Raw genomic sequence first — 16640 nt, 5'->3', positions numbered from 1 at the left:
TGTTATGCCTCAACGCGATTATGTCAAAGCTGGCCGGGCCAAGCCCCGCCCGAAGAAAAATGCACCACCGCCAAAAACCTACCCCTGGCCTTTGATGGTGCTGGCTGCTGCGCTGCTGCTGGCGTTCGCCTGGTTTTTATACCATTTAAGCACCCGTGAACCTGTCGCCATTCCTGAACCGGCGAAAAGAGCGGCCATTACGCCGCAAAAAGAACTGCCACCTAAACCAAAAGCTGAGCCGTACCAGTACATTAAAGAGCTGGAAAACAAAGAAATTCAGGTCAAGGTGGAAGAGCTGGAAAACAAAGGTCCTTTTGAAATGTATTGTGGGGTCTACCGCTCTGAAGAAACTGCCGAGCAGCTCAAAGCCAAAATTGCCTTTGCCGGTTATGCCTCAACAGTGCGGCGTATTGAAGGCAAAAACGGCGTATTCTTTCGGGTCACTTTAGGGCCTTATGCCAGTAAACGGCAGGCCGAAAGCGAAAAAAGCCGGCTGAACCGGCAAAAAGTAGCAGATTGCCGGATAGCGGCCATTTAAGCGGCAAGCTCAGTTATAAAAACGGCCGCAACCTTGAAAAGCGGCCGCCACTGCCCCACTTCATCAGCATGTTTCTGTCCTTACCGGATTTATCATGACCACTATTGTTTCTGTACGTCGCAACGGCCATGTGGCCTTGGGCGGTGATGGCCAGGTGTCACTGGGCAACACTGTGATGAAAGGCAATGCCCGTAAAGTGCGGCGTTTGTACCATGGCAAGGTGCTGGCAGGTTTTGCTGGCGGCACCGCCGATGCTTTTACCTTATTTGAACGCTTTGAAGCCAAACTGGAGATGCACCAGGGCCATCTGATGCGTGCGGCCGTGGAGCTGGCAAAAGACTGGCGCACGGACCGGGCGCTGCGCCGGCTGGAAGCTTTGCTGGCAGTGGCCGATGCCAACTGCTCGCTGATCATTACCGGCAATGGCGATGTGATCCAGCCCGAGCATGACCTGATTGCCATTGGCAGCGGCGGCCCTTACGCCCAGGCCAGCGCCACAGCGCTGCTGCAGAATACTGAATTGTCAGCGCGGGACATTGTCGAAAAGAGCCTGACCATAGCCGGTGATATTTGTGTGTTCACCAACCATCACCAGACCATCGAAGAATTGTAAGAGACTGCCTTATGTCTGATATGACACCCCGTGAAATAGTGCACGAACTGGACCGCCATATTATTGGTCAGAGCAAAGCCAAACGCGCTGTGGCCATTGCGCTGCGGAACCGCTGGCGCCGGATGCAGCTGGACCCGGCTTTGCGCCAGGAAGTCACCCCAAAAAACATTCTGATGATTGGCCCGACTGGGGTTGGCAAAACTGAAATTGCCCGCCGCCTGGCCAAACTGGCCAACGCACCTTTTATTAAAGTGGAAGCCACCAAATTCACCGAAGTGGGGTATGTCGGTAAAGAAGTGGAAAGCATTATCCGCGACCTGACCGACAGCGCGGTGAAAATGTTCCGTGAGCAGGAAGTGGCAAAAAACAAGTTCCGCGCTGAAGAAGCGGCCGAAGAACGTATTCTGGATGTATTACTGCCACCGGCCCGCGACAGCTGGGGTCAGGTGCAGCAGTCCGACAGCGACAATTCCACCCGCCAGGTGTTTCGTAAAAAGCTGCGTGAAGGCCAGCTGGACGAGAAAGAAATTGAAATCGACCTGGCCGCCCCACAAGTGGGTGTGGAAATTATGGCGCCGCCGGGCATGGAAGAAATGACGGCTCAGCTGCAGTCGATGTTCCAGAACCTGGGCAGTGATAAAAAGAAAAGCCGCAAACTGAAAATCAAAGACGCCTTTAAACAACTGGTGGAAGAAGAAGCCGCCCGTCTGGTCAACCCGGAAGAGCTGAAGCTGAAAGCGTTGGATGCGGTGGAGCAAAACGGCATTGTCTTTATTGATGAAATTGACAAGATTTGCAAACGCGGCGAAACCAGTGGCCCGGACGTGTCCCGTGAAGGGGTGCAGCGCGATTTACTGCCATTGATTGAAGGCTGCACCGTCAATACCAAACACGGCATGGTCAAAACTGACCATATTCTGTTTATTGCGTCCGGGGCTTTCCAGCTGGCGAAACCGTCCGATTTAGTGCCTGAGCTGCAAGGCCGTTTGCCGATCCGGGTTGAGCTGGAAGCGCTGAGCGCCGCCGACTTCGAGCGTATTCTGACCGAACCCAAAGCCTCGCTCACTGAGCAGAGCATAGCGATGCTGGCGACCGAAGGGGTGAATATTCAGTTTACGAAAGATGGCATATCCCGCATTGCCAATGCCGCCTGGCAGGTGAATGAACGGCTGGAGAATATTGGTGCCCGTCGCCTTTACACAGTGATGGAACGACTGCTGGAAGATATTTCTTTTGACGCGGCCGACCATCAGGGCCAGCAGATCACCATAGACGCCGCTTATGTCGAAAGCCACCTGGACAGCCTGGTGCAGGACGAAGACTTAAGCCGCTTTATTCTGTAATGCAGCAGGCATCCCCCCAAGCAGTCGTGACCCGGCTGCATTACCACCGCCACAGCAAAACACTGGATGTGCAGTTCAGTGACGGCCAGCAGTTTTCCTTGCCGGCCGAATTGCTGCGGGTGTTTTCACCTTCAGCAGAAGTGCGTGGCCATGGTCAGGCCACACTGGTGCTGCATAAAAAACAGGTGGCTATTCACTCTATTGTGCCTGTGGGGCATTATGCGGTGAAGCTGGTGTTTGACGACGGCCATTTTACCGGCCTGTACAGCTGGGGGTATTTGCGTGAACTGGCCGAACAGCAACAGCAGTTGTGGCAGCAGTATCTGACGCAGGTGAAACAGGCCAATGGCAGCCGCGACGACCAGATAGCCGTCAGGTTTATTCCTTAAGCTGCCCGTAAGCCTGTTGCAGCCGTTGCACCAGTTCGGGCGGGGTGCCCAGGCTGGCGGCCAGATAAGCGCTGGCTGACAACTCAGGAATAGCCCAGTCAAACACCAGGCTGCCAGGTGGTAGTTGGTTGCGCCGTTCAATTTCGGGCAGAAACAACGGGTTCTCCAGGACGTAATCTACTTTGCCATTGGCCAGTAACCACCAGCTTTGTTCGGAGTTGGCCGCCACCATCAGCTGCTTGCCTTCAGCAAACCCAGCCTGGACTAACCACTGATAGGCCGAATCTTCCCGTTGTACCGCAATGGTTTTGTGTTTCAGCTGCTCCAGACTATTCAGCGGGCTTCCCCGTTGTTTCAGCCGCACCAACCCCAGCCTGAACTCCACCAGTTTGCCTATCCAATGGAATTTGGCTTCACGGGCCGGTGTTCTTGCCAAGGCAAATATCAGCACTTTGGACTGACGCTGCGCCATGTTGTAGGCCCTGGCCCAGGGATAAAGACGAAACTCAGCCGATAAACCGGCTTGTTTCAGCACAGCACGCACCCTGTCAACATTTTCGCCGCTCAGAACGCCATCTTGCTCCTGCTGCATGGGTGGCATGGACTCGGTGACCGCAATAAAATCGGCGGCCTGCACCCACAGACCACATGCCCCCAGCAGCAAAGCAGCACGCCGTTTCATGGTCAGGCTTTAAACCGGTCGACTGTGTGATGCAACATGCTGGCCTGGCTGGCCACTTCTTCGCTGGTTTGCGCATTTTGTTGCGCCAGCACCAGCGAATGTTCGGAGATATCGCGAATGCGCACCACATTTTTGTTGACGTCGGCGGCGACCAGGCTTTGTTCCTCCACTGCAGTGGCTATCTGGCTGGTCATATCCATAATCAGACCGACATCGCCGGTGATCTGACGCAGTAACGAGATAGTGGTACCCGCCTGTTCTGCGCTTTCTGTGCCCTGTTGCTGACAACGTTGCATCACTTGCACTATGTTCCCTGTGCGTTGCTGCAGGCCCGAAATAATCTGTTCAATCTGGCCGGTCGATTCCTGAGTGCGCATCGCCAATGAGCGTACTTCGTCGGCCACCACCGCAAAACCCCGGCCTTGTTCGCCAGCGCGGGCGGCTTCTATTGCCGCATTTAACGCCAGCAAATTCGTTTGCTCCGCAATACCACGGATCACATCCAGTACCTGACCTATGGTCACGCTGTCACGCTCCAGCTCATTCAACACAGTCGACGCCTGCTGCAGTTGCTGCGCCAGCTGCTGAATGCGGCTCACCGTCTGTTCCACGGCGTTCAGGCCCTGCTGTGCGTTCTGGTTGGTGTCCTGGGCTTTTTGTGCCGCTTGTTCGGTGTTCTGTGCAATTTCGTTGACTGTGGCGCCCATTTCCGTCACAGCGGTCGCCACCATATCGCTTTCCAGCTGTTGCTGTGCCATGCCCTTGCTGGTATCGCTGGTGGATTGAGCCAGTTCAGCTGTGGCCTGATCCAGCATGGTCAGTGCCTGATTGACACTGCGGACCAAATCCTGCACATCGGACAACATCTGGTTGACATCCCGCGCCAGCCCGGTCATTTCATCCTGCCCTTCTTCGTCAATACGCAGGCGAAAGTCATTGTCTTTGCGCACCAGCCCTATAGTGGCACAGACTTTTTCTATAGGTTTCAGAATACTGCGGCTGGTCAGCAGAACCAGCGCAATGACCGCTATCAGCACCAGCACAAAAAGACTGATGGCCAGTGTTTTGCTGGCTTTTGTGGCACCATCCACGGCGGCGGATGACGCCACAGACATTTGTTCCAGGCTTTGTTCGGTCTGATGAATCGCCTGACGCATCTGCCCCATCAGGCCCTGATCATGTGCCAGACCAATCTGCTGCTCCCCTTGCACCAGTTGCTCAAAGGCAGTCCCATACGATTGGGCTTTCGTGATCAGACTGCCAGCCTGGGCCGGATCAGTGATTTTCTGCTGCAACAAGCCGGTAAACTGGTTCAGGCCCTGCTGAAAAGTCTGCAGGTACTTGAGATCCAGCCGCAGCATAAAATCTTTTTCCGCACGGCGCAGCTGCAGCAACTGCGTACTGAGTTCAAAGTCCTGGATGCTGGCAAACGCCTGCTCCAGTTCATGGGCATTTTTGCGCAAAGCGCCATACAAACCCGACTGCGGGTCCAGCCCGACCTGCTCTGACACCGTCACCAGTTGATTAAACAACTGACGGTAGTTACCTGTTAGTTGTAAAAACTGTTGCAGTGCCGCAGTATCCAGCCCTAAATCCTGCATATCCTGCTCGAGCTGCTGCCCGCTTTTCGCCAGCGAATCTGCCTGCTGATTAAATTTTTGTTGATACTCCAGCTCGGACCTCAGCAGAAAATCCTTTTCGTAACGCCGCAGCTGTAACACCGACAACTGCAGCTGCTCCACTTCCAGCCGCAACTGTGCCAGTTGACTGAGCTTTTGCCCCTGGAATAACAGCAACGCCAGCATGACAAGCATGGCCAGGCCAACAATCCACGCATTCAGTAATAAACGCTGACGAATACTCAATTGACGTAATGCAGACATGTGACTTCACTCCGGCTAAATCGCGGCACCAAATACGTTGATTATAAGAGGAATTTCAGTAAAGCAGGCGGCAAACAAGCGGGAAATGAAAAAAATGGCAAATGGTTGCGATGCTTTTTACTGCAGCAACTGCACTGCAATCAGGCAACTGCAGCTGCCCAGCAAGGCACCTGCCAGAATATCCAGCGGAAAATGCACACCCAGCAAAATACGGGATAAACCAATCAGGCAGGCCCAGCCAAATAACATGCCACTCCACAGGGGGTAATACAGACTGATAGCACAAGCCATCACAAAGGCAGCCGCGGTATGACCGGACGGCAGGCTGAATTTGTCCGAGGCTTCAATATGGGCCTGGATACCTTCCGCCAGCCGCTGATACGGCCGCTGACGGCGAATGGAGTTTTTCAGCAGAAAATACAGCGGTAATTCAATAGCAAAACTGAGCAACAGCAGTTCAGTCAGGGCCGAAGCATGAAAGGCATCGGCCAGCCAGAAACCGGATAACAGCAGCAGATAGAAAGGGCCGTCGCCGGTTTTCGAGCACCACAAGCTGAACTTGTGCACCGACTGCCGCTGGCTGCGGCTGAACACCCAATGAAAGTATTTTTGATCCCAAAGACGGACACGCTCAAGCCACATAACTCACCCGCCACTTTGCTGAAGCTTTGACCAGCTTAAGACGCTTGGGTGACAATACTATGACAACAAATTGTCCCGTTTCAGCAAATCCAATGCGTCCTGTTCGGGCAAAGGTTTAGCCAGCAGATAACCTTGCATGGCGTCACAAGACAAAGCCCGCAGCACGTCCAGCTGAGACTGGTGTTCCACCCCTTCAGCCAGAATGCGTTTGCCGAGGCCATGGGCCAGCGTCACCATGGTTTTGATAATCATCATATCGGAATCGTTGGTGGCCATTTCGATGACAAAACTGCGGTCGATTTTAATTTTGTCGATCGGCATTCTGCGCAAATAACCCAAAGAGGAATAACCAGTACCAAAATCGTCAATCGAGACCCGGATGCCCATTTGCTGCAATTCGGCCACATAGTTGGAGCCTTTTTCCATATCATTCATCGCCGTATTTTCGGTAATTTCCAGCTCCAGCATGGCCGGTGACACCTGGTACCTCAGCAGCAAGTGCTGCACCCTCTTTTTCAGGCCCTCCAGCTGAAAATGCACTGGCGACATATTCACAGCCAATGGCACTGCAATGCCTTGACGTTTCCAGTCGGCCAGCGTGGCCACCGCTTTTTCCAGCAACAATAAATCCAGCGCCTGTGCCAACCCCACCTGCTCAGCCAAAGGCAAAAACTGTGCGGGCATCAGCAGGCCTTTTTCCGGATGGTTCCAGCGCACCAAAGCTTCAAAGGCTTCGATACGGCCTTCACGCAAATCCCATTGCGGCTGGAAATAAAAGATAAACTGGTCCTGCTCCAGCGCAAGCAACAGATCTTTTTCCAGGCTGAGCAAACGGGCCGATTCTTCTTCCATGCCTGGCTGGTAAAAACTGCAACTTTGCTGCAGGCGTTTGCAGTGGTGAAACGCAATATTGGCACGACGCAGCAATAGCTCAGCGTCATCACCGTGAAGAGGTGCTTCGGCCACTCCGACACTGGCGGTCAGCTTGATTAACCCCTGCTCTGAGCTAAAAGGTTTTTCAATCAGCTGCTCCAGGTGTTGCAACACAAACAGCTTTTGCCGGTCTGTCACACAATCCTGCACCACCACAGCAAAAATATCGCCACCGGTGCGGGCCACCAGCACAGGTTTAATCACGGAAGACTCCAGCCGCCTGGTCACTTCACGCAGAATACGGTCCCCTTGTTTTAACCCGACAGATTCATTCACCACTTTAAAACTGTCGAGCCCAATCATCAGCAAGAGGCAGGCCTTTTGCCCCGCCAGTAACGGGGTGAGTTGCTGAAACAGTGCATCGCGGTTTAATGCGCCGGTCAGCGGATCATGGGTGTCCAGATACTGTGTTTTCGCCGCCAGTTGTTGATTGGCCTGACGTTCGTCCTGCTGCAACCAAATCACCAGCCCCAGGCTCAGCACCATCTGTACAAAGAGCTCCAGGTATTTGATGACAAAACTGACCTTGGTGCTGTCAGAGGGCAACAGCTGCAGCAGCAGGGGGGTCAGTAAAAACAGACTGCCCCACAGCAACATGGCGCTGGCAACAATACGCACAGCCAGCTGCTGTTTATTCAGAGTCCAGAGCCAGGCGCCGGACACAGTAACCGCCAGCCCTATCAGCAACAAGCGTAAATTCAGCTGTAAAAAAGCCGTCCATTCACGGGTGACAGCCCACCACTGCACAGGCCAGACCGAAATAAAGGCCAGTAATGCCAGCCCGGCAAGCAGCTGATTGACTCGACGGCTGGGAGTGCGTTGAGCCGTGACCGTTTCATGCACCCCCACCAGCAGCCACACGGCAAAGGCATAACAAGAGCCCAGATTGACAAAACTGTTCAGCTCGCGCAGCCAGGCTGGAGCCTGCTCTGCGGCCAGATAAACCCCGCTGAGTATGGAACTGACAAACAAGGCAAAACAGCTAAAGGCAATGGCCCAGGATTTCAGGTAATGCCGCTGATAGATGGTATAGAAATGCCATAGCAAACCAGCCATAGCGCAGGCAAAGCCAATTTGGGTTAGATAAAGCAGGAATCTCGCCAGTATTTCAGTGCTCAACCAGTCAGCCCTGTCACAACAAATTCAGCATGTGGATTTTCACCTTAGCATCGCCTGCACAGCATCACAACTGCAGGACTGACTGAAAGCACAGATCCTGAGCAAAACCAGAATCCGCTTGAGCTTAACGGCGATAAAGTTATACTCTGTTTTTGATCAACGACTTATCTAACGGAGCCCGTCATGGAATACAACACCTCAGAGTTATGCGACTTGTACGCCGATATGATTGATGTGGTGGAACCTATTTTTGCCAACTATGGCGGACGTCGTTCCTTTGGCGGTCAGATCCTGACCGTGAAGTGTTTTGAAGACAATGGCCTGGTGCGTAAAATGCTGGCGGAACCCGGTGTGGGCAAAGTACTGCTGATTGACGGCGGCGGCTCTGCCCGTCGCGCGCTGATTGATGCCGAGCTGGCATCAATGGCAGCCAGCAATGGCTGGGAAGGGATTGTCTGTTACGGCAGCGTGCGTGATGTCGATACGCTGGAAGATTTTGATATTGGTATTCAGGCCGTGAACGCCATTCCTGTTGGCGCCGACGATCAGGGCTTTGGTGAAACCGATGTGCCGGTTAACTTTGCCGGTGTCACCTTTTTGCCTGGCGATCATCTGTATGCTGACGGTACAGGCGTGATCCTGTCCCCTGAACCTCTGGATCTGGAATAGTTAGTTTGTCTCAGTTCACTTTTTATCAGGCCGCCGACTTGGCGGCCTTTCAACAACTGCGTGCTGGCGAACAGCGTTTAGGTGAAGCCTTGTTCTGGCCTGACCCGAGCCTGGGCCTGACCCAACGCCTGCAACAAGCCAAAGCGGCCGGTGTACGTATTGTGCTGCTGGGCGTTCCTGAGGATATAGGCCCACGTGCCAACCTGGGGTTTGGCGGCGCCACTCAGGGCTGGAACGCTTTTATCCGCAAATTTATTAACCTGCAGGCCAATGCATTTCTGGATGCCAGCCAGTTAATGCTGTTGGGTGAACTGGACTGCGCCGACTTACAGCAACAAAGTCTGCAGCTCGACCCGGCGCAGCCAGAACAACTGCAGCAGTTACGGGCCTTGTGCACGGAACTGGATCAACGGCTGGAACCTGTGCTGCTGGCGATCTTCGATGCCGGACTGCTGCCAGTGGTGATAGGTGGTGGCCACAACAATGCATTACCTTTGTTAGCGGGCTTAAGCCGCAGTCGGGGCCAGCCGGTAAACGCGATTAACCTGGACCCGCATGCCGATTTTCGTTTACTGGAAGGCCGGCACAGCGGCAACGGTTTTAGTTACGCCAAAGCTCAGGGGTACTTGCAGCATTATCTGGTGATGGGTCTGCATGAACTAAAAAATTCAGCAGCAGCCCTGGCGGGTTTGCAAGCGGAAAAGGTCGATGTACTGAGTTATCAGCAGTTATTTGTGCGTCAGCAGGCCGACTGGCCGGCGCTGCTGCAACAATGGCAGGCAAAGCATTCCGGGCCTTTTGGGATTGAGCTGGACACCGATGCGATTACCGGTATGCCGGTCAGCGCTTACAACAGTTGTGGGGTGTCGGTGCAACAGGCGGAACATTTTGTTTATCTGCTGGGCAGTTCTGCGGACAGTCAATATCTGCATCTGGCCGAAGCGGCACCGGAGCGCCATCCGGCCGGACTGACCGCCGGGATCAATGACGCCGGGCAAATACTGACTGCATTGGTCTGTGCTTTTGTGATGGCAAAACAAGCCAGGCCGGTTTAGTAACTGGCTTTGCTGTAACCCCACTGCTGCATCCAGGGTACAAAAGCGTCCAGAGCAAAAGGTTTGGCATAGAGGTAACCCTGCCCCCTGCTGCAGCCCATTGCCAGCAGTTTCTGCTCGACTTCCTGCTGTTCAATACCTTCGGCGACCACGGTGAACTGCAGGTTTTTCGCAATATCGATAATGGCGCCTGTGATGGCGCTGTGGGTATCGGAACGGTGCAGGTCAAACACAAAAGAACAATCCACTTTGACCTGCTGAATAGGCAGTTCACGCAGATAGGCCAACGACGAGAAACCGGTCCCAAAGTCGTCCAGTGCCAGCTCCACTCCCAGTTGAGACAGATGATGTAAAGTGCGTAACGCTAAATCAGGCTCGGCCACCAAAGCACTTTCTTTCAGCTCCAGAATCAACAGACTGGCAGGCACCTGGTACTTATTCAGCAATAGCTCTACAGTGTCCACCAGCTCGTCCTGCAGCAAATCCTTACTGGACAGATTCACGGCTATCTGGCAATGCAGCTGCTGTTGCTGTAACTGAGCCAGCAGTTGAATGGCCCGCTCCAGCACCCAGCGGGTTAGCGGGTAAATGACCCCCATTTGTTCGGCCAGCGGCAAAAACTGATCCGGCCCCATCAACCCCCGGCGTGGGTGATGCCAGCGGATCAGCACTTCACCGGCCAGCACCTTGTGATCCGTCAGGCTGAGCTGTGGCTGGATATGCAGTTTCAGTTGTTGGGAATCTATCGCCTGTTGCAGTTCAGCCATCAGGCTGAGTTTATCCTGATCATACTGTGTCAGCTCCGGCTGATACACCAGATGGTGGCTGTGACCAAATTGACGGTGTTGCAGCACCAGCAGCGCTTTATCCAGCAATTCATTGAGCTGTTCACCGTGCTCGGGGTAACAGGCAATACCGCTCAGTAGCTGGTAATCAATGGCGCAGCCATGGATCAATAAGGACTGGGGCAGCTGGTATTCCAGTTTGTGCGCCAGCTGTTCCGCACCATGTTGTTTTTCAGAGGCATCCAGCCAGAGCGCAAAATAAATGCCCCCCAGGTGGGCCACCTTATTCTCTTTATCCAGCAGACAGGCTTGTGCTTCAGAGATCAGCCGCTGCTGCAGGCGCTGAGCAATCTGTACCAATAACAAATCAGCATTTTGTGCCCCTATCGCCTGATTCACCCGGTCAAAGTGTTGCACTTTGCACACCAGCAAAGCGGCCTTTTTACCACGCTGCTGTTTGTCCCATCGTTTAACAATTTGACTGAGCCTGGCTTTATTCGGCAAACCACTCAGTTCATCATGCAAATCATCTGAGCTGTCAGGCCGCATCGGTACAGAAACTTGCAGTTGAGTTTTGGCTTTACGCAGCAGCCACAAGGTCCAAAGCAGCAGCAGGGCCAACACAGCACTGACCAGCCAGCCCAGCGGGTCCTGTTGTTGTTGCGCCATAGCAGGGGCCGACCAAACCAATACCACTGTGACCGCTATCAGAATTCGTCGCACACCTACCCCTTATAAAACGCTAACTTCTTAATCCTACTTCAGATTTTATGATTGTCTAGACAGGAAGTCGCAGCACCTGGCCATCTTTGACCAGTTGGCGCAGTGGATTGACGCCAAACTGATAACAGAGTTCTGCTGGCTGGCCTATCGCATAGAGCGCAAAATCGGCCTTTTTCCCAACGGCCAGCTGACCACGGTCGGATAAACCTAAAGCCGCAGCCGCATGACGGGTGACGCCCTGCAGGGCTTCTTCCGGCGTCAGACGGAACAGGGTGCAGGCCATATTCAGCATCAGCGGTAAATTACAAAAAGGCGAAGTGCCAGGGTTTAAATCGGTGGAAATGGCCATGGGCACGCCATGTTGACGCAACAAAGCCACGGGAGGCTGTTGGGTTTCACGCAGAAAATAATACGCGCCCGGCAGCAATACAGCCACAGTGCCTGCCGCCGCCATGGCTTTGACATCTTCTTCGCTCAGGTACTCAATATGGTCAGCCGACAAACCGCTGAACTCGGCCACCAGGCGGGTGCCCCCCAGGCAGGAGAGCTGCTCGGCATGCGCCTTAACCGGCAACCCCAGACTTTTGGCCTTTTCAAAGAGCCGGCGGCTTTGCTCAACAGAAAAACCAATGCCTTCACAAAATACGTCCACAGCATCCACCAGACCCAACGCTGCCAGTTGTGGCAACATGCTTTCCACCACCAGCGCCATATAGCCCTCTGCGTTGCCCTGGTACTCAGCCGGCACCGCATGCGCACCCAAAAAGGTTTTCTGAATATCGACCGGGTGCACTCTGTCCAGCTCAGCCGCCACTTCCAGGATCTTTTGTTCTGTGGCCAGATCCAGCCCATAACCGGACTTGATTTCTACAGTGGTGACCCCCTGGCTCAGCAGTGCATTGAGCCGGTTTTTTGCCAGCACAAAGAGTTCTTCATGGCTGGCCGCTCTGGTGGCCATCACTGTGGATTTGATACCGCCACCCGCTTCGGCGATCTGCTGATAACTGGCACCATTCAGACGCATTTCAAATTCATTGGCACGGCTGCCGGCGTAAACCAGATGGGTGTGACAGTCAATGAAACCGGGCAACAACCACTGGCCTTGCCCATCATACCAAGGGGTGCTGAGCACATCTGTGGCAGGCAGTTCCGCTTTGGGGCCCAACCAGGCAATACGGCCGTCTTTGACTGCCAAAGCGCCGTCCGCAATAGTCCCGTAAGGCCCCGCTGCATCCGTCATAGTGGCCAGCTGAACATTCACCCAGACTGCGTCGAAATCTTGCATAAACACCCCAAAAAAACCTGTCTGATGTCAGCAATTCTAACCGAACAACTTGTCTATACAAGAGATAGACTCTAGAGTAAGAATAAAACTTACCGCCTTTGGTACCGCCATGGATCACCCGGCCTCCAACAAAAAATTTATCACCATCAAAGACCATATTCTGGCGCAGGTGGAGAGCGCCGCCTGGCCTGAACACAGCCGGATCCCATCGGAAAACGAGCTGGCCGGCCAGTTTGGCGTCAGCCGGATGACGGCACGCCGCGCCTTGCAAGAGCTGACAGAACAAGGCGTACTGTACCGCACTCAGGGGGTAGGCAGCTTTGTGGCCTCACCTAAGTCACAGTCCTCTTTACTGGAAATCCGTAATATTGCCGACGATATCACCAGGCGCGGCCATTTTCACAGCGCTCAGCTGGTGCAACTGACCAGCCTGCCTTGCCCGGCCCTGGTGGCCTCAGCACTTGGCATGGTGCGTCATCAGCCAGTGTTTTTTTCACTGATTGTGCATTATGACAACCAGACCCCTTTGCAGCTGGAAGCCCGTTATGTCAACCCGGTGATGATTCCAGACTACCTGGCTCAGGATTTCCACTACCAAACTCCACATGAGTATTTGAGTGCGGTGGCACCGCTGACAGATGCCGAACATTTAATTGAAGCCGTGTTGCCTGACGAGCTGTGCCAGAAATACCTGAAGATCCCGCCCTCTGAACCTTGTTTACGCCTGACCCGGCGTACCTTCAGCCGGGGCGGAGCCGTCAGTTTTGCTTACCTGACCTCAGCTGGCAGCCGTTACCGGCTGGGTGGTCAGCTGACGGTGTCACAGAAAAAACCAGCCCCTTGACCCAACAGGGCGCACCAACCTGGTGCAATTTTTTCCCAAAAAGCCCCCCATTGAACATATCAAGCTGCTAACCGCAGCCGGGCTGCATTTTATCTCAGCTGAAGCCCAGCAACGCTGCACCAGTCTGGCTAGACCAGTTGTGAAAACTCTGTTAGTGTCAGACGGCTGTTCGCATCAGCGTCAACATGCTCTAAAACTAATAACAAGAACAGAAGTTGGGATGATTTTATGAAACTCAGGGTGGCTCACAAGATTTATCTGGGCTTTGGCTTTATTGCCTTGCTGTTACTGATTGCCAGTTTGTCTTCTTTATGGAGTTTTGCGGTCGTCAGCAGCTCCAGCAATCAAATCAATGAAACCGCAGTGCCTGTACAACAACAGAGCAATAAAGCCCAGATTCAGCTACTGCGGTTAGCCAAGTTGTCCGCTATGGGTTTTACCGTCGAAAAAGCAGACGAAATTAAAGCCATTCAAACCGACTTCAGCAATACGTCCGACAGCTATCGGCAACTGATAGAGACGCTGGGACAATTGGTGCAACAGGATGACAGCTTAAAAAGCCAGTTGGCATTAGCTTCAGGTCATTACCAGAATTATCAGCAGGCGGTCAGTGCGTTGTTCGATGCACGTTTAAAAGCCTTAGAGCACGGCGAGCTGGCTCAAGCCGAATTGAAACAACTGGAGCAACTCATTGATACTGCCGGGGCCACGTTGGTGGATTTATCCTTTCTGGAGGTGCCAGGCAAATCTGCCCAGGTGGAACTGATTGCCGGAGCTGCCAGCCGGGTCGATGGTCAGTTGCTGCAATTGCTGCAAACGGTGAGGGAAACTGCGGCATACAGCAGCAGGCAACCACTGGCGAGCAGCCAGGAAAACCTGAGTTTTACCTTCAGCGATATGCAAGGCAATCTGGACTATATTGCCAACCTGATTCCACAGGTTCAGGCCGGTGATTTATGGCAGGACTTTCTCAGTCAGCTGAACGACACCAAAACCCGGCTGGAGGCCAGCCCCAATCTGGTCAGCATCAAACTGCAGCAGGCGGACGAACTGCAGCGCGCCCGTGAACAGTTTCTGCAGTCAGAGCAACAGGTTCGGGAAGCTATTGCTGCGCTTGACCAGTTAATTCTTGGTGCCGAGCAGCAGTTTAACAGCCTGCAGCAAGACCTTTCCTCGTCGGTCAACTCAGGCACGGTGCGGACCATTCTGATGATGGTGGTGCTGGTAGGGCTGGCGTTGACCGCCGCTTATCTGACCATTAAAGCAATGATTCAGCCATTGTCCGGCATTAATAAAGTACTGGCGGATATCGCCTCAGGCAATTTAAGCCGTGAGCTGGATATTCGTTCGCAGGATGAATTTGGCGAGCTGTCAGCCAACGTCAACCGCCTGACCCGGGCACTGCGTCAGCTGATTGAACAAATTCAGCAAGGGGTGCTGGAGTTGAACCACAGCGCACACCGATCCAGCGAAGAAATTACCGCCATTCACCAGGCACTGAGTACCCAGAACCAGCAAGTGGCCACAGTGAATCAAATTACAGTGCAATTAGCGGGTCAGACTGAACAGATAGCTGCGCAGGCCGACGAGGCTCAGCTGCAAATGCAACAAGCCCTGCATCAAAGCCAGGCCATAGACCGGATCTCTGCCGCAAATAACCAGGCCGTGGTGCAACTGGCAGGTCAATTGGACCAGACCAGCCAACTGATGCAGCAGGTGAACAGCCAGTCCAACAATATTGGCGGCATTCTGCAAACCATCCGGGGTATTGCCGAACAAACCAATTTGCTGGCGCTGAATGCCGCCATTGAAGCCGCCCGGGCCGGCGAACAAGGCCGGGGTTTTGCGGTAGTGGCTGATGAGGTCCGCTCTCTGGCCGTACGCAGCCAACAGGCGACAGATGAAATCCGGGATATGATCAGTCAGTTACAACAGCAAAGTGTGCAGGCGGTCAGTTCAGTGGAGAAAGGTCAGCAAGACGCCAACCTCTGTGTCAGCCAGAACGAGCAACTGATGCAAGCATTGCAGGACATCAATCAAGCTATCAGCAGTATGCATCAGGTAAGTGACCACATTGCCACAACCAGCGCAGAACAACGTCAGCTCGGGCACGCAATTGAAGAGCGGATGCACAGCATGGTCGAGCTGGCTGAACAAAGTACCGCGCGGGCCACCACGACCCTTGAACAAAGCACCCAGGTGGCTACAGCCGCAAGCCGGCTGGAGGCATCAGTTCAACACTTCAGATTGCATTAACCCAGCTCTTTCATCACCAGCTGCCACCCAAATTACAGCAAAAAAAATGGCCAGAGAATCTCTGGCCAGGCAGGAAGTGTGTCATCCTTTATCTTTGTGTATTCCGTTAATCAGATTGGTAACTACCTGAACATCATCGTATTTATCTTCGAATAAAACATGACGAAAGCCTTACTTAGCCGTTATATCAGCACTAACTGGCCACTTTGTTCATTGCTCAGGTAACGTTTCAGTTTCTGATGATCAAACAATTCAATGCCGGCTTCGTTTGCAAAGAGCCGCACCTGGCTATTGATACGCTGACAGCTGACAATCAGGCCTCGCTGACAATTTTGCATCAACATTTGCTGGAAAACAGAGCGCACCAAAGACACGGTCAGTGGAGCTTCGGCGTCCTGCTGAATATAAACCAGCAATGCCTGATGGCGGTTACGGACCAAATAATGCGAGTCATGCCGCTCCAACGACTCCATATCACGCTGCAAATGTTCCAGCAGCAAGTCCGTGCTGTATTTGTACTGCTGCTGTGACCGCTCTCCTTTGCCGTCATTCAGCCAGGCCATAGGGTTCAGCAGGTCTTCCTGCCGCTCCAGCTCCAGAAAAGCCAGCACATTAAACACCAAAGCCATTAAAAACATCACAACAAAGGTCCAGAGCAATGAGTTAGACCAAAAGCTGCTGAGTACCCAGTCCTGATAACCAGACAGCACCGAATACTCAGAAAACATCAGGTAACCTGCACCGGCAAGAATTCCGATGCCAGTTGCAATACAGGAGCAAATCAGCCACTTGTTGTTCATCACTAATTCTCCTCAGAAAACGAGGTGTGAGTGTGGCTCTGGCAACAGCTGATTACCTGATCATCTGTTGATAAAGGAATA

At 53.4% G+C, this 16640-nt stretch carries 15 protein-coding genes; 8 read left to right on the top strand and 7 right to left on the bottom strand.

All coding sequences use genetic code 11. From position 1 onward, the window contains the following. Positions 1-4 precede the first annotated feature (4 nt). The 4 genes from WKJ04_RS11300 (at position 5) to WKJ04_RS11285 (ending at position 2883) form a co-directional block, all read left to right on the top strand. Entirely contained in the window at positions 5-538 is a 534-nt protein-coding gene (locus WKJ04_RS11300) for an SPOR domain-containing protein (RefSeq protein ID WP_337880515.1), read from the top strand. A gap of 94 nt (positions 539-632) precedes the next feature. Continuing rightward, complete coding sequence (gene hslV / locus WKJ04_RS11295; protein WP_337842263.1) at positions 633-1151, top strand: ATP-dependent protease subunit HslV; 519 nt, start codon at positions 633-635, stop codon at positions 1149-1151. Between the two features lie 11 nt (positions 1152-1162). Continuing rightward, the gene (gene hslU / locus WKJ04_RS11290) at positions 1163-2494 is read left to right on the top strand and encodes an HslU--HslV peptidase ATPase subunit (protein ID WP_337880514.1); all 1332 of its coding nucleotides are present in this window, start codon (positions 1163-1165) and stop codon (positions 2492-2494) included. Next, positions 2494-2883, top strand: coding sequence for a gamma-butyrobetaine hydroxylase-like domain-containing protein (locus WKJ04_RS11285; RefSeq protein WP_337880513.1), 390 nt, complete (start codon positions 2494-2496; stop codon positions 2881-2883). The genes hslU and WKJ04_RS11285 overlap by 1 nt, the downstream gene beginning before the upstream one ends. Here the strand turns inward: WKJ04_RS11285 and WKJ04_RS11280 are convergent. From WKJ04_RS11280 to WKJ04_RS11265, 4 genes are all read right to left on the bottom strand, one after another. Then, positions 2873-3565, bottom strand: a complete 693-nt coding sequence (locus WKJ04_RS11280; RefSeq protein ID WP_337880512.1) for a transporter substrate-binding domain-containing protein — start codon at positions 3563-3565, stop codon at positions 2873-2875. The genes WKJ04_RS11285 and WKJ04_RS11280 overlap by 11 nt on opposite strands. A 2-nt stretch (positions 3566-3567) precedes the next feature. Next, a complete protein-coding gene (locus WKJ04_RS11275) occupies positions 3568-5448 on the bottom strand; it encodes a methyl-accepting chemotaxis protein (RefSeq protein WP_337880511.1) in 1881 nt (626 codons plus the stop codon). Between the two features lie 117 nt (positions 5449-5565). Continuing rightward, a complete protein-coding gene (locus tag WKJ04_RS11270; RefSeq protein ID WP_337880510.1) occupies positions 5566-6090 on the bottom strand; it encodes a phosphatase PAP2 family protein in 525 nt (174 codons plus the stop codon). A gap of 57 nt (positions 6091-6147) precedes the next feature. Continuing rightward, positions 6148-8142, bottom strand: a complete 1995-nt coding sequence (locus WKJ04_RS11265; RefSeq protein ID WP_337880509.1) for a bifunctional diguanylate cyclase/phosphodiesterase — start codon at positions 8140-8142, stop codon at positions 6148-6150. Between the two features lie 183 nt (positions 8143-8325). On the opposite strand from WKJ04_RS11265, the gene rraA reads away from it, so the two are divergent. Next, on the top strand, positions 8326-8811 hold the full coding sequence (rraA, locus tag WKJ04_RS11260; RefSeq protein ID WP_337842270.1) for a ribonuclease E activity regulator RraA: 486 nt from the start codon (positions 8326-8328) through the stop codon (positions 8809-8811). A 5-nt stretch (positions 8812-8816) separates the two neighbouring features. Continuing rightward, the gene (locus WKJ04_RS11255; protein WP_337880508.1) at positions 8817-9866 is read left to right on the top strand and encodes a formimidoylglutamase; all 1050 of its coding nucleotides are present in this window, start codon (positions 8817-8819) and stop codon (positions 9864-9866) included. Here WKJ04_RS11255 and WKJ04_RS11250 read toward each other — a convergent pair. Together WKJ04_RS11250 and hutI are read right to left on the bottom strand one after the other, a co-directional pair. After that, entirely contained in the window at positions 9863-11374 is a 1512-nt protein-coding gene (locus tag WKJ04_RS11250; protein WP_337880507.1) for a bifunctional diguanylate cyclase/phosphodiesterase, read from the bottom strand. The two genes, WKJ04_RS11255 and WKJ04_RS11250, sit on opposite strands and share 4 nt — an antisense overlap. 55 nt (positions 11375-11429) lie before the next feature. Continuing rightward, entirely contained in the window at positions 11430-12659 is a 1230-nt protein-coding gene (hutI, locus tag WKJ04_RS11245) for an imidazolonepropionase (protein ID WP_337880506.1), read from the bottom strand. A gap of 109 nt (positions 12660-12768) precedes the next feature. Between hutI and hutC the strand changes: the two genes are divergently transcribed. Next, the gene (gene hutC / locus WKJ04_RS11240; protein ID WP_337880505.1) at positions 12769-13503 is read left to right on the top strand and encodes a histidine utilization repressor; all 735 of its coding nucleotides are present in this window, start codon (positions 12769-12771) and stop codon (positions 13501-13503) included. A gap of 228 nt (positions 13504-13731) precedes the next feature. Then, a complete protein-coding gene (locus WKJ04_RS11235; RefSeq protein WP_337880504.1) occupies positions 13732-15759 on the top strand; it encodes a methyl-accepting chemotaxis protein in 2028 nt (675 codons plus the stop codon). Between the two features lie 182 nt (positions 15760-15941). Here the strand turns inward: WKJ04_RS11235 and WKJ04_RS11230 are convergent, their stop codons facing one another. Next, positions 15942-16559: a restriction endonuclease gene (locus WKJ04_RS11230; protein ID WP_337842276.1), complete on the bottom strand. Its 618-nt coding sequence runs from the start codon at positions 16557-16559 to the stop codon at positions 15942-15944. Between the last annotated feature and the right edge of the window lie 81 nt (positions 16560-16640).

Source organism: Rheinheimera sp. (assembly GCF_037442345.1).
Lineage (GTDB): Bacteria > Pseudomonadota > Gammaproteobacteria > Enterobacterales > Alteromonadaceae > Pararheinheimera.
This window is presented reverse-complemented; position numbering and strand designations above follow the sequence as displayed.

Bases quoted from the DNA above. Each gene is read 5' to 3' on its own strand.
- WKJ04_RS11235 (WP_337880504.1), top strand. From the start codon at position 13,732: ATGAAACTCAGGGTGGCTCACAAGATTTATCTGGGCTTTGGCTTTATT.
- WKJ04_RS11230 (WP_337842276.1), bottom strand. From the start codon at position 16,559: ATGAACAACAAGTGGCTGATTTGCTCCTGTATTGCAACTGGCATCGGA.
- hslU (WP_337880514.1), top strand. From the start codon at position 1,163: ATGTCTGATATGACACCCCGTGAAATAGTGCACGAACTGGACCGCCAT.
- rraA (WP_337842270.1), top strand. From the start codon at position 8,326: ATGGAATACAACACCTCAGAGTTATGCGACTTGTACGCCGATATGATT.
- hslV (WP_337842263.1), top strand. From the start codon at position 633: ATGACCACTATTGTTTCTGTACGTCGCAACGGCCATGTGGCCTTGGGC.
- WKJ04_RS11300 (WP_337880515.1), top strand. From the start codon at position 5: ATGCCTCAACGCGATTATGTCAAAGCTGGCCGGGCCAAGCCCCGCCCG.
- WKJ04_RS11270 (WP_337880510.1), bottom strand. From the start codon at position 6,090: ATGTGGCTTGAGCGTGTCCGTCTTTGGGATCAAAAATACTTTCATTGG.
- WKJ04_RS11280 (WP_337880512.1), bottom strand. From the start codon at position 3,565: ATGAAACGGCGTGCTGCTTTGCTGCTGGGGGCATGTGGTCTGTGGGTG.
- hutI (WP_337880506.1), bottom strand. From the start codon at position 12,659: ATGCAAGATTTCGACGCAGTCTGGGTGAATGTTCAGCTGGCCACTATG.
- WKJ04_RS11275 (WP_337880511.1), bottom strand. From the start codon at position 5,448: ATGTCTGCATTACGTCAATTGAGTATTCGTCAGCGTTTATTACTGAAT.
- hutC (WP_337880505.1), top strand. From the start codon at position 12,769: ATGGATCACCCGGCCTCCAACAAAAAATTTATCACCATCAAAGACCAT.
- WKJ04_RS11285 (WP_337880513.1), top strand. From the start codon at position 2,494: ATGCAGCAGGCATCCCCCCAAGCAGTCGTGACCCGGCTGCATTACCAC.